Origin of the sequence: Streptomyces sp. SBT349 (assembly GCF_001083795.1) — a bacterium.
Classification (GTDB): domain Bacteria; phylum Actinomycetota; class Actinomycetes; order Streptomycetales; family Streptomycetaceae; genus Streptomyces.
The window spans coordinates 1-12,120 of record NZ_LAVK01000239.1; the positions used below are offsets into that span (position 1 = coordinate 1).

The 12,120-nt window shown below is 71.9% G+C and carries 15 protein-coding genes, 1 tRNA gene and 1 pseudogene; 12 read left to right on the forward strand and 5 right to left on the reverse strand.

Annotation, left to right across the window (positions count from 1 at the left end; all coding sequences use genetic code 11):
- Window positions 1-584, reverse strand: a 584-nt coding sequence (locus ADY01_RS24810; RefSeq protein WP_159001403.1) for a serine/threonine-protein kinase, incomplete at its 3' end; no start/stop codon positions are given.
- 242 nt (window positions 585-826) lie between these two features.
- Window positions 827-899 (reverse strand) — tRNA-Ala (locus tag ADY01_RS24815).
- A gap of 145 nt (window positions 900-1,044) precedes the next feature.
- Between ADY01_RS24815 and ADY01_RS24820 the strand changes: the two genes are divergently transcribed.
- Entirely contained in the window at window positions 1,045-1,605 is a 561-nt protein-coding gene (locus ADY01_RS24820) for a helix-turn-helix domain-containing protein (protein ID WP_049577949.1), read from the forward strand.
- 153 nt (window positions 1,606-1,758) lie between these two features.
- On the opposite strand, the gene ADY01_RS40850 is transcribed toward ADY01_RS24820, so the two are convergent.
- The 3 genes from ADY01_RS40850 to ADY01_RS24830 all read right to left on the reverse strand — a co-directional run bounded on the left by ADY01_RS40850 (window position 1,759) and on the right by ADY01_RS24830 (window position 3,703).
- Window positions 1,759-1,896, reverse strand: a complete 138-nt coding sequence (locus tag ADY01_RS40850) for a DLW-39 family protein (protein ID WP_234320398.1) — start codon at window positions 1,894-1,896, stop codon at window positions 1,759-1,761.
- 278 nt (window positions 1,897-2,174) lie between these two features.
- Window positions 2,175-2,822, reverse strand: coding sequence for an HAD family hydrolase (locus ADY01_RS24825; protein ID WP_234320399.1), 648 nt, complete (start codon window positions 2,820-2,822; stop codon window positions 2,175-2,177).
- Window positions 2,823-2,860: 38 nt separating this feature from the next.
- Entirely contained in the window at window positions 2,861-3,703 is an 843-nt protein-coding gene (locus ADY01_RS24830; RefSeq protein ID WP_049577974.1) for a GntR family transcriptional regulator, read from the reverse strand.
- Between the two features lie 902 nt (window positions 3,704-4,605).
- On the opposite strand from ADY01_RS24830, the gene ADY01_RS24835 reads away from it, so the two are divergent.
- The 11 genes and pseudogenes from ADY01_RS24835 to ADY01_RS24875 form a co-directional block, all read left to right on the forward strand.
- On the forward strand, window positions 4,606-4,875 hold the full coding sequence (locus ADY01_RS24835) for a hypothetical protein (protein WP_049577952.1): 270 nt from the start codon (window positions 4,606-4,608) through the stop codon (window positions 4,873-4,875).
- Window positions 4,872-5,342, forward strand: a complete 471-nt coding sequence (locus tag ADY01_RS24840) for a Pycsar system effector family protein (RefSeq protein ID WP_063784345.1) — start codon at window positions 4,872-4,874, stop codon at window positions 5,340-5,342. Before ADY01_RS24835 ends, ADY01_RS24840 begins: the two co-directional genes overlap by 4 nt.
- Entirely contained in the window at window positions 5,339-5,728 is a 390-nt protein-coding gene (locus ADY01_RS24845) for a hypothetical protein (protein WP_049577957.1), read from the forward strand. The genes ADY01_RS24840 and ADY01_RS24845 overlap by 4 nt, the downstream gene beginning before the upstream one ends.
- Complete coding sequence (locus ADY01_RS24850) at window positions 5,722-6,828, forward strand: hypothetical protein (RefSeq protein ID WP_234320400.1); 1,107 nt, start codon at window positions 5,722-5,724, stop codon at window positions 6,826-6,828. Before ADY01_RS24845 ends, ADY01_RS24850 begins: the two co-directional genes overlap by 7 nt.
- A gap of 23 nt (window positions 6,829-6,851) precedes the next feature.
- Window positions 6,852-7,307, forward strand: a pseudogene (locus tag ADY01_RS40855) (DNA cytosine methyltransferase); the annotation flags it as partial.
- Window positions 7,308-7,446: 139 nt separating this feature from the next.
- Window positions 7,447-7,764, forward strand: a complete 318-nt coding sequence (locus tag ADY01_RS40860; protein WP_234320401.1) for a hypothetical protein — start codon at window positions 7,447-7,449, stop codon at window positions 7,762-7,764.
- A 20-nt stretch (window positions 7,765-7,784) separates the two neighbouring features.
- A complete protein-coding gene (locus tag ADY01_RS40865) occupies window positions 7,785-7,946 on the forward strand; it encodes a hypothetical protein (RefSeq protein ID WP_234320402.1) in 162 nt (53 codons plus the stop codon).
- Window positions 7,943-8,266, forward strand: coding sequence for an RRQRL motif-containing zinc-binding protein (locus tag ADY01_RS24860; RefSeq protein ID WP_049577961.1), 324 nt, complete (start codon window positions 7,943-7,945; stop codon window positions 8,264-8,266). The genes ADY01_RS40865 and ADY01_RS24860 overlap by 4 nt, the downstream gene beginning before the upstream one ends.
- Window positions 8,256-8,732, forward strand: coding sequence for a hypothetical protein (locus ADY01_RS39900; RefSeq protein ID WP_049577964.1), 477 nt, complete (start codon window positions 8,256-8,258; stop codon window positions 8,730-8,732). Before ADY01_RS24860 ends, ADY01_RS39900 begins: the two co-directional genes overlap by 11 nt.
- A gap of 810 nt (window positions 8,733-9,542) precedes the next feature.
- Entirely contained in the window at window positions 9,543-10,331 is a 789-nt protein-coding gene (locus ADY01_RS24870) for a hypothetical protein (protein WP_049577965.1), read from the forward strand.
- A gap of 86 nt (window positions 10,332-10,417) precedes the next feature.
- Window positions 10,418-12,120 (forward strand): hypothetical protein (locus ADY01_RS24875; protein ID WP_159001405.1); only part of this gene is annotated, 1,703 nt, incomplete at its 3' end.

Here is a 12,120-nt window from a genome sequence, read left to right on the forward strand (position 1 = left end):
GTGTAGGCGGGGGTGCGGGGGACGGGGTCCTCGCGGTCCGTGCCGTCCTGGGTCCCCTCGGGGTCGACCGCGCCGCAGTTCCCGAAGTCGGTGACCTTGACGAACCAGCGGTCGGCGATCAGGACGTTCCCCGGCTTGATGTCACGGTGGACGACGCCCTTGGCGTGCACCGCGCGCAGCACCTCGGCGATCTGGAGGCCGACCTCCGCGGCCCGCCGCCAGGGCGGGACGCCGTCCTCCTCCGCCAGCCTGCGGCCGGGGAGCGCGTTCACGATGCCGGAGAGGCTGCTCGACCGGACGTACTCCATGACCAGCCAGTAGTCGCCGCCGTCCCCGCCGTCCTTCTCGTGCGGGATGACGTCGTGCAGCGTCACCACGTGCCGGTGCTGCATCTCGGCCAGGATCGCGGCCTCCCGGAGCACCTCCTCGCGCCCGCGCTCCCCGTCCAGCAGCGTCCGCTTCAGCACCACGGTCCTGGGAACGAACTCGTCCGTGGCGCGCCAGACCTCGCCCATGCCCCCCTCGGTGAACCGCTCCCGCAAGCGGTACCTGCCACCCACCAGGTCGCCCTTCTCCACGGGCACCCCCCTCCCTCGCCGCGTCGCTGCGGAACCGGTTCCGTACTACCAGCAACGGAGGCCCGCGGGGGAGGGGTTCACACAAGACCCCCCGAAGGCGTAAGAAGTGGTGCCCCTTCCGTACGCTCCGCGCGGGCGGCAAGGGACGCCGGCGCGGGCTTCCGGAAGGCATCCGGCAGGCTCCCGGCGGCGCAACGGGAGGGCCGGTACCGGCGCTTGCCACCGCACCGCGGTGAACCTCCCACGGGTGGAGCCTAGGAGAGTCGAACTCCTGACATCCGCCATGCAAAGACGGCGCTCTACCAACTGAGCTAAGGCCCCGCGACCCCTCGAAGAGGCCAGGGTCAAGGTTACCCAATCTTGGCCCTCGATACCGACCGGGTATCGCCGAGCGGACAGGTCCCTCCGTAGGATGACGCGCAACTTCGCTCACGTGAAGCGATCAGGGGAGATTAGGGGAGAGACGATGGACGCAGCACAGCAGGAGTCGACAGAAAAAGCCAGAGAACAGCAGACGACCTGGTACGGCGAGCCGCTGGGGACGCTCTTCCGGCGCCTCATCGCCGATCTCGGGCTCAACCAGGCCCGCCTCGCGGTCGTTCTCGGCCTTTCGGCACCCATGCTGTCCCAGCTCATGAGCGGGCAACGCGCGAAGATCGGCAACCCGGCCGTCGTCCAAAGGGTCAGATCGCTCCAGGACTTGGCGGCCGAGGTGCGGGCGGGCCGCATCAGCGCCGCCGAGGCGACGTCGTCCATGGACGAGATCCGCCGAACCTCGGGTGGGAACGTGCTGGGTACCCACTCGACCGCCACTAGGTCGAGCTCCATCGGCGTACCGGCCAACCCCACCAAGCGCGTCGTCCGGGAGATCCAGGCCCTGCTGCGCTCGGTCTCCGACGCCACCGAGATCCAGGGCGCGTCGCGGCTGCTGGCCGAGTCGCACCCGGAACTGGCCGAGTTCCTGCGGGTGTACGGCATCGCCCGCACGCGCGAGGCCGTCGAGCACTACGAGAGCCACCAGGGCTGAGCCGCGACGGCGTCGAACGGCGCCGGACAGCACTCAACAGAAGCGTTCGCAGCCGCACATGAGAAGCCCATCCGGGCCCCCGTCCGCCGACAGCGGCCGGGGGCCCGGGTGATATGTCGTGGGTCGCGCCGGTGTCCCTGACCGGCGGAGGGGTCAGGCGCCCGAGGACCCGCTCGGAACGGAGTCCGTCGCCTCCGTCCACAGGTCCTGCTCAGCCTTGTCCGCCTGAATCTGGCGGTACACGAGGAGGCCGCCAATGGCGGCCAGGGCGACCAGGAGGAGCTTCTTCACCGCGCTACCTCGTCCTTCTTGCAGATACGTGATCGGACCATCTGGCGCCCGATGATACCCAACCGTCTTCTTGCACAAAGGGCTCGGTCCGGCCGGAAAACTCCGGCCGGACCGAGCCACGCCGTGGGGCTAACAGGACTTGAACCTGTGGCCTCATCCTTATCAGGTCGATTCACCGAAAACTCTCACCCCGGGTGACCTGTCATGCTCTTTGCGCGCCGTCGAGGGACGGTATCACGGTCTCCCTGGGCGTATTTCTCCGTCCACCGATGTTGATGTCAGGTGTGGATGTCAGGTGATGTCAGGGCCGCCGCCAGGGGCAGCAGGGACTCCACCACCACGGCGGCCCCGGCACCGGTGAGCTTGGCCACCTTCCCCGGCTTGTTGGCGTAGCCAATGGTCCGCACCCCGGCGGCGTCCCCCGCCTCCACGTCGCGCACCGCGTCACCGATGAACACGCACCGTTCCGGTGCCGTCTCCCCCATGGCATCGAGCAGCAAGCGCGGACTCGGCTTCATGGAGGCGGGCTCTCCGGGTACCCGCCCGAAGACTCCCCCCACGCGGTCGGTCAGCCCCGCGCGGTCGAGGTAGGCGCCGATGGCCCGCCCTGCGTTGTTACTGACCAAGAGCACAGTTCGTCCACTATTTGCGCACGCATCGAGCACATCCAGAATCTCCGGGTTGAGCCGTGCCAGTAGCGCCGCCTCGGTTTCCAGCTCGGTCAGCACGGCGTCGGCGTAGGCCACCAGCTCGGGGCGCGTCTCGTTGATCGAGCTGAGCAGCGCGAGCGGATCGCCCTCGTCCTCCCACTCCCGCTCGATCGCGTGCCCGGCGTCCCCGATCCGCCGCCGCATCCGTGCGGCCACTTCATCGGCCGGCAGCCCGGCGAAGATCGAGCAGACCGGCCCGTCGAAGTCGAGCAGCACGCGCGTCACCCCGCGCAGCAGGGGCCCGAGTGCCCCGCTCACGGCTGCCGCTCGAACGCGATGCTGCTCCACACGCTGTCGAACCACATCTGGGACTGCCGTACGTACTGCGACCCGAGCGACGATTCGTCCGGCCCTGCGGAATGGTGGAACAGGGTGGTGTCCTTGCCGGTGATGTCGAAGAACGTCTTGTCGTCGCCGTTGACCTTCATGGTCCGCTGGCGCAGCGGGTAATACCCGAAAAACGCCTCATCCCCGTTGACGAGGTACAGCTTGAAGAGGGGCGACGCCCGGTAGAGGCGCGTTTCCACGCTGGCCGACTGAACGAGTCCGAGTTCGGCCAGGACCTCGACGGAGTGCTTGATTCCACCCGCGTTGGTCAAGCCGATCTGCCCGGCTCGCTCCCTCAAGTCCGCGTCGTCGCGCAGCTCATCCACAAGCACCGGCACCGCCATGGGCGCCGTGCTGTCCGGCAGCAGCAGCCGGACGGTGATGGACTGCGGCGTCAGCCGTCCTGAGCGGACCTTGTCCAACGGCTCCTGGATCGCGTTGTGCAGCGTCTCGCTGGAGAACCCCGCGAAGTCGATCGTCACCGCCGCTTCCTCGAACGCGGCCTCCAAGTGCGGACGCAGCCCCACCGGCCGCTCGGTCCGCTGGCGGACGAACGACCCCTTGCCCTTGCGCGTGATGATCAGCCCCTCGTCGCGGAGCTGGTCCAGGGCCTTCGCGATGGTCGCCTTGGCGACCCCGTAGCGCTTCACCAGTTCGGGACCGGACGGGAGCTGATCTCCCGGCACGAACTTCCCGGTCAGGATGTCGGCCCGCAGTGCACTGCTGACCTGCTGGAACGCAGGCCGCGTGTCGTCAGGGTCAAGGCTCATCCCGCCATCGTACGGCCACCTCCCCACCATTCCCAGGATGGGCATCCTTCTCAGCCTGGTTGACCTGCCTAGGAAGGATGGGTACGTTAGGCATGTCGAACCGAGCGAGAGCGAGGTGAGACCGGAGGGGCCTTCTTTGGGCTGCTCCCGAGCTGAGGGCGGGGACGCTGCAATCCCGCTAAAGGCCAGGTGGAACAGGGTTTCGGCCCGTACTGGCGAGGTGGCCCGGCGACCGCGAGCAACGGCCGGAGCGTGGGGACCACGGTCCCCCTTGCAGTGCACAGCCCTTGCCCGAGCCACCGAGAGGAGTTCCTGATGCGCCAGCGAAGTACCCGGGCGCTGCCGGTGCTGGACCGGTTCCGCAGCTAGGCCCGCCGCGTCATCTCAGGTCGAACGACCCGCAGGCACCTGAGCTGCCCGTGACCGCCGCCCCCGTCGATACGTCGACCGGGGGCGGCGGTGCGCGGGGGGATGCAGGACTGCCCCAACAGCACAGAGGCCCTGACCAGCGACGCAACCGCTGATCAGGGCCGAGACAGATCAACACCTAACGCAGCTAGGAGTGATCCGAGTTGGAGAGTAACGACTCCCAGTCCGGTAGCGGCACCCCCGACTGGTGGGGCAAGGACGCCCAGCCCAACGACGCGTGGCGCAAGCACTGGGGTGGAAAGTGAACTGCCCCATCTGCCACAACGCCAAGACCGGCACCTGTAGCAACTGCGGCATCTGACACCCTCCCGGCTCGCCCGGCACCACTCCGGGGCGAGCCGTACCTCAGTCCGCACACTGCACTGACCCAGAACTGACACCGCCCGGCCCGGGGCCGGTGGGACTCCACGCCAAGGACAACCCCACCGGCCCCGGGCCGTCCCCGCTTCCTACGAGAGAACAGGAGATGCACCGTGCGATCGTTCATCGGCTCCCACGAGGTGCTGACCACCGACGACTTCATCGAGCTGGCGCTCGGTCTGGGTACGCCGCCCGAGTTGTGGCTCGGGGAGCCCGGCGAGACCGAGGCGGAGCGGGCGGCCCGGCTGGACGCCGGCGCCGACATCCTCGCGGACGACCCCGAGCTCGCCGCGCCGGTCGCCGCGCTGGCCGTGGCCGCGATCGAGGAGTACGCCCACCACCTGACCACCGCCCGCGGGGCCGCGAAGGCGGTGACTCCATGAGCACGTTGCCCCCGCGGGATGCGGAGGTGGCGCTGGGTGAGGCGTATGCCGAGATCCAGGCGCAGATCGCCCGCACGGACACCAAGGCCAGCATCCTGCTGGCCGCGATCGGCGCCGGGCTGGCGGTGCTGGGCACGACCGGCACCGCGGTGACCCTGCCGCTGGTCGGCGGGATCGCCGCCGGGCTGTCCGCCGCCGCCCTCGCCGGCGCGGCCGGGCTGCTGCTGGCCGTCATCCGCCCCCGCCTCCTGCACTCCGGCCCCGGCACGCTCCTGCGCTGGGCCTCCTGCACGCCCGAGGAGTTCCGCGCCGACATCGCCACGGATCACCGCGCGCAGGTCGGCCCCGCTCTGGCCCGCCTCGCGGTCGCCAAGTACCGGCGCCTCCAGCGCGCGATCGACTGCATCCGCGCCGCCGGCGTCCTGCTCGCGGTCGCGGCCCTGACCGCGCTCGGGGGTGTGCTGTGAACGAGACGCCCCGTTCCGCCCTGGCGTGCGCGCGGGCCGGTGCCGAAGCGATCCGCGCCCTCAACCACGCCACCCTGACCCCGGGGCCGGAGGCCGAGTTCGAGTACCCGGCCGACGCCTGCGCGGTTGTTGGCGCGCTGGTCGAGCTGGCCGCTCGCCTGCCTCAGGCGATTGACCAGGTCCACGACCTGATCCGCCGCTCGAACGCGGCCGGTGAGCTGCGGCACGACTCCGGCAACCCTGCCGACTTCCCCGTGACGCTGGCCGCGCTGGTCGGGGCGGCCGAGTGGTCCCGGGACAACGCGGACCTGCTGCACACCTCCCTGTCCGACATGCACAACACCCTGGCCCGCCTCGGACACACCGGGGGTGATGACCCGTGGTGACGCCGGACCTGGACGCGATCCGCTCCGCGGAGCGGGCGCTGAACGTCGGCACGTGGCTGATCGTGGCCGGGGGAATGCTCTACTCGGTTCTGACCGTGACGCCGCTGGTGCTGCGTTCCACCGCCCCGGGCTGGGAGTGGACGGCACCGATCCTGGCAGTCGTGGTGGACGCGGCCGTCGTCATCGTCGTGCGGCTGGACGCCGTGCTCGCCCGCCTGGGGGAGAAGGGCGGGGCCATGCCGGTCCTGCTGCGGTGGATGACCGGCCTGATGACCCTCGGCCTGAACACCGCCGACAGCGCACTCAAGGGCGACCTGGTCGGGGTGGCCGTCCACTCGGTCGCACCGCTCCTGCTGATCGTCACCGCGGAGACCGGCCTTGCCTACCGCCGCGCCATCACCCGCGCCCTGGCCCGCATCGAGACCGAACGCCGCGAGCAGGCCGCTCGTGAACGCGCCGAACAGGACGCGCGTGAACAGGCCGCCCGCGATGAACGCGCCCGTGAACGCGCCGCTGCCGAGGAACGTGAACAGGCCGAGCGTGAACGCGCCCGCGAGGAGCGCGACCACAACGAGCGCCTGGAGCGTGAACGCGCCGAATGGCAGGCTCGCCAGCGGCGGGAGGAGCGCGAGCACAGCGCCCGTCTCGAAGCGGACCGCGAAGAGCGGACCGCCGCACGCGAGCGTGAGGCCCGCGAGCACGCCGACCGCCAGCGGGAACGCGAGCAACAGCGCGCACGGGAAACGGCCGCGCAGCAGACGCCGGCCCCGACGGCCGGGCTGGTCAAGGCAGAGGTTGAACGCCGTGAACAGCCCCCGGTCGCCGCCAGTGGCCCGCCTGTTCATGAACGCCGCACCACCGCCCCCGAGGTGTTCACCCCCCGGACCGGTGAACACCCCGCCCCTGCTTCGGCAAGCGAGACGGCGGGGCGTGAACGCTCCAAGATGCCCGAGGCCAAGGCTCGTGAGGCCATCCGCCTCGGTGCCGTTCACGGCACCACCGTCCGCGACCTGGCCGACTTGACCGGCTGGTCGGTCGGCTGGATCAGCAACCGCCTCAACGAGATCCGCGAGTCCGAGCCTGCGGGGGTGGGGTCGTGAGCAGGCCGCTTCGGGTCGGGTCGGTGTGCACGGGGTACGGCGGGCTCGACCTGGCGGTGGCCGAAGTGTTCGGCGGCGAACTCGCCTGGGTGGCCGACCCCGACCCCGGGGCGGCGGCGATCCTCGCCGCGCGCTTCCCGGGGGTGCCGAACCTGGGCGACATCAAGTCCGTGAACTGGGCCGACGTGCCGCCCGTGGACATCTACTGCGGCGGGTATCCCTGCCAGCCGTTCAGCGACGCCGGACTACAGAAAGGGGTCGCCGATGAGCGGCACATCTGGCCCTGGATCGCCGATTCCCTTCGCGTTCTACGACCCCGCCACGCGGTCTTTGAGAACGTCGCAGGACACCTTCGACGCGGATTCGACACCGTTCTGTCCGACCTTGCCGCCCGCCGGTTCGATGCGGAATGGCGCACTCTCCGCGCGTCGGATGTCGGCGCCCCGCACCCCCGCCGGCGGCTCTTCGTCCTCGCCACTGCTTCCGACCCCGCGGACCTCCGACACGAACGGCCCCGGCACACACGGGAACGGCGGCCCGGACCTGCGCACGGCGGTCTCCCTGCTGCCCACGCCCAGGGCCCGGGACGCAAAGGGGTGCGACCCGAACCCGCGCGGAGTGGACCTGAACGAAGCGGTCCGGCTGCTGCCCACGCCAGTGGCGGCGGACGCCACGGCCACGGCGAACTTCCGGCCGGACGGCACCCCGTACGGCAGCGGGTACGGCATGACGCTGACGGACGCCACCCGTCTGCTCCCGACGCCCAGGGCGTCGGACGGGGAGAAGGGCGGCCCCAACCAGCGCGGCAGCAAGGGCGACCTGGCGCTTCCGGCGGTGGCGCACCGGATTGGGGCCGATACGCCCCCGCCATCGCCCGCTGGGAACGGGCCCTCGGACGTCCGGCGCCTGGGCCAACTGACGCTCTGGGACGACTGAACCCGCGTCTGGTCGAGTGGATGATGGGCCTGCCCGACGGATGGGTCACCGACGTCCCCGGCCTGACCCGCAACCAGCAACTCCGCGCCCTTGGCAACGGCGTCCTCCCCGCCCAGGCCGCCACCGCACTACGCGACCTGGCAGCCCGCCTGTGGATCCCGGCCGGGGTGGTAGCGGCATGAGCCGACTGCCGGTCTACCGATGGCGCCTGGCCCCCGAGGGCCTGGCCACGCGCCGCCAACTCCGCGCCGCCGGGCTTCGGCCCGGTGGCCAGGATGTCGCGGCCCAGCTCGAACGGCCCCGCCGCCGCGGACGGCCCCCGCTGGTCGGCTACCTCTACCACGTGGAGCAAGCCCTGCCGGTGCGGCCGATGACGCCGGCGAAGTGGGCCGCGCTCGACGCGGCCATGACCGCGCGGCGGACCTGCCCCGAGTGCGGGGAGCTGCGCGAGTACGTGATCCCGCCCTCCTTGGGCTGCTGCAACCAGTGCCATGCCGGGTGATCTGCGGCCGGGTCCGGGATCACCGGGCCTGTGGGTCAGTGCCCCGGTCAGGCCGGATCGGCCGTTCTCCCCGTACACCGCCCGCCCGCCCGAGGGCGCGTACTGGTGCCGCTGCGGCACCAGCGCCACCGCCCGCGGCCAACAGGCGGTTGCCCTGCTCGTCCATGAGTGGGAGGCGCACCAACCCGCCTGCCCCGCACGGGCCGAGAAGCCGTGCGAGCACTGTGGCAAGCCCACGACGGAGCGTTCCACGCTCTCCGGCTGGCCCGCCCACGACGCCTGCTACGCCGCGTGGGCCGCGCGCTCTGTCGAGCAGCGGCGCCGCCAGCAGCAGATCGACGGCATCAACGCCCGACAGGGACAGCGTCGGAAGGCCGCGATCCTGCGGCGGCAGCTCGAACGCGACGGCTGCCCGGAGCAGGTGATCGACGCGATCGTCAGCGGCGCGGTCTCCGTGGACGCGTAGCCGCCCTGTCTCTTCTCTTTCTTCCCGGCGCGGCCTTGGGCCTGGCAGCTCGCGGGGCCGCGCCGGTTCCCCAACCACAAGGTGATGGAGGTCTTCAGGATGACGGATACGACGACTCAGGTGGTAGTGGAGGCGCCGCCGCGTCCACTCGAACCGCCTGTCGTGGCGCCTGCGCCGGTGCCGGGTGCGTTGCCGGGCAGGCCGTTGGCTGCTGCCGGGGTGAACGCGGTGGGCGCGGTGGCCGCCGGCGTCCTGGCGGTGGGCGGGCCGGTGGGGCTGGCTGCTGCCGGGGTGGCTGCGGGCGCGGTCGCCGCTGGTGCGGTCACCTCGCGGGCGGTGCGCGGACTGCGTTCCCGGCACGGTGCACGAGGCAGGGTGTTGCCGCCTTCCGGTCGGCACCACGCCGCCGGGGGGCCGGGGACGCGGTCCGCGGCCGGCCGGGGAGGCGGGCTCGGGGCTCCTGCGGCTGCTGGTCGGGGGCGCGGCAGCTCGGTGCCCTCCGCCGGGCCCGCGCCCACAGCGCGGGGTGGTTCGGCTGGGCACCGTGGAGTGCCCCACCGTGGCGGGTCTCCTGCTCAACCGACCTTTGCGGTTCCCCGGCAGGCGCCCGCGCGCCTTGCCCCGAAGCGAGGGTTGGCGGCGGACGGCGCCCCTGCGCGGTCACCTGCGGGGCCACGTCGCCGCGGCGGATCGCCGGGTCCGGGTCCGGGTCCGGGTGCGGTGGGTGCTGGTGGCCGGAGGGTGCTGGACCGCGCCCGCGATGCTGCCGGTGCGCGTGCGGCGAAAGCCGCACGGCGTGAGGCGGACCGGGTGGCCAAGGGGGAGGCCAAGGCGCGCAAGAGCGCGGGGCTGGACCCGAGGACCGGAAAGGCACCGTCCCTGGCGGAGCAGGCCAAGGCCAAGCGGCGGGCGCTGCGGGTCTCGCGGGCGCGGTTCGGCACGAGGATCGCCGCGTCCGGCCTGGTGGCGGGCGCGGTGGGCCTGGCCTCGGGGCTGTGGAACTGGCGCCACCCCGGCAAGGCGTGGGGCCACATGCGCACGGTGTGGGCCCGGCTGGCAGGCAGGGCGCGCGACGCCCGCGAGGTGCGGGACGCCAAGGCGTGCGGGGAGCGGGTGCCCGCTGATCACGTCAACGACCCGGCCCGGAAGGAAGAAGCGGGCCGCGAGGAGCCCGGCACGGGCGGTAAGGCCACGAAGGTGGCCCTGGGCAAGTCCAACGTGGGTGAGGAGTTCGAGGTGTCCGACACGACCGGAACGGCGTTCACGCGGCTGTCCGACGCGGCCGAGGTGATGCTTCAGGCGGCGCAGACGTTCGACCCCGAGCACATGCCGGAGTTCCAGCAGTTGATCGAGGACCTGCCCACGGCCATGGCCACGGTGCAGGAGGTCCTCCGGGTCCTGGCCGAGATCTCCCGGGAGAACCTGCCGGTGGACGCGGCCGTCGTGGAGGAGATGGGCGAGGGCTTCCGCGCCATGAACCGCGTCGTGTCCTCCCTGGAGGAGGTGCCGGTGGTCTACCGCCGGGTGCACGTCGCCGATCTGGAGCGCAGCGAGAACCCCCGCAACGGCATCGAGGCCGAGCGGAAGTGGAACGTCTGATCAACCCACCCCCAACCCCGAAACTGAGTCGTCTGCGGCCCCCGCCCCCACCGGGCGGGGGCCGCAGACGTAGGGAAGGACACACTGTGACCAGCAAGAAGGAACGAACGCCTCGGGTGGACTGGGCCGCGGGGCACGGCGCCGTGACGGGCAGCGTCAACGCCGCCGCCGGGGCTTTGGTGACCACCTCGATTGCCCATTCCGCCGGCGTGCCCGCCGGGTGGGCCGCCGCCGCGGGCGCCGCCGGTGCCCTGGGCACGACCGTGGCCGGGCTGAAGCGGCGGTTGACCGGCGCCACGATCGGGTTCCGTGCCGCGTGCTGCCTGGCCGCGGGCGCCTGGTCCTCCGCCGTGCTGGCGGGCGAGGGGCCGATGACGCTGACCGCGCTCGGGTCGCTGGCGGTGGGCGGTATCGCCGCCGGGACGCTCGGTGCCGGGTTCGCCGGGCACGAGGTCACCGAGCAGGCCCGCCGCGCGACGCTGCTGTCGATCGGCACCAGGCGGGCGCTGGCGGCCGAGTGGATCGACCGGATCGCCCGCGTCTGCCACATCGACGGCGTGGAGATCCTGGGGATCGAGCACTGGCCGTCCGGCCTGGGCTACACCGTGGAGGTCAAGCTCCCCGCCGGCGGCGCGACCCGCAAGGCCATCGCCGACCGCGGCCCGGCGCTGGCCTCGGACCTGGACCTGCCCACCGGATGCGGCATCGCGTTCGGTGACGGCATGACCCGCCGCCTGGTCCTGATCAAGGTCACCACCAAGTCCCTCGCCGGGCAGCAGACGCCGTTCCCGCTCGCGGAGATGCGCGAGATCGCCACGGTCAACAACCCGCTCCCCCTCGCGCTGCTCGCGGACGGCGGCCGGGGAGAGCTGGACCTGCGGCAGGCGTCCACCCTGGTCGCCGGACCCACCGGCACGGGCAAGACGAACTGGCTCCACACCCTCATCGCACGCCTCAACCAGTGCAACGACACGCTGGTGTGGGTGATCGACCTCAACGGCGGTTCTCTCGCGCTGCCGTGGCTTCACGTGTGGCGTGAGGCCCAGCAGCACACCGAGGGCTCCCGCTGGGCCGACGCGGACATCCCCACGCCGGGGGTGGACTGGGTGGCCTCCACACCGAAGGAAGCCGCGCGCATGCTGCGGGCCGCGATCCGGATCGCCAAGCACCGCAAGGTCGCCTACCAGCAGCACATGCGGGCCGAGGACGACGACAAGCTGCCCGTGGGCCCCACGCTGCCGGAGATCGTCATCATCGTGGACGAGGGCGCCGAAGTCGCCGCGACCCGCGAGGCCCGCCAGGTCCTCGCGGGGATCTCCGAGGTCATCCGGATCGCTCGCGCCATGGCCATCCGCGCGGTGGTCTCCGCGCTGCGCGTCACCCAGGACGTGCTCCCCGACCCGATGGTCCGCAAGATGGCCTCCAACCGGGTGTGCACCGGCGCCACCGAGGACTCCGAACTCGGGCACTTCTTCGGCTGGCGCGCCTTGAGCATCGAGGACTCCTTCGACGGGCCCGGCTCCCTGCTGGTCGGCCACGACAGCAAGGCCCCCGACAAGGGCCGCCAGGAACGCATCACCCCCTCGCAGATCGAGGACGTGTGCGCCGCGACCACCCACCGCCGCCCCACCCTCGACGCCCCCTCGCTCGACGCGGCCGGGGAGGACTACACCGACCGCTGGACGATGGAACGCTGCGGCCACCTCTGGGGAGCACATCCCGCCCAAGCCACCACCGCCAACGGCAACAGCAACAGTGGTGGTGGGGAGGAGCCGCGCCGCCGGTGGTC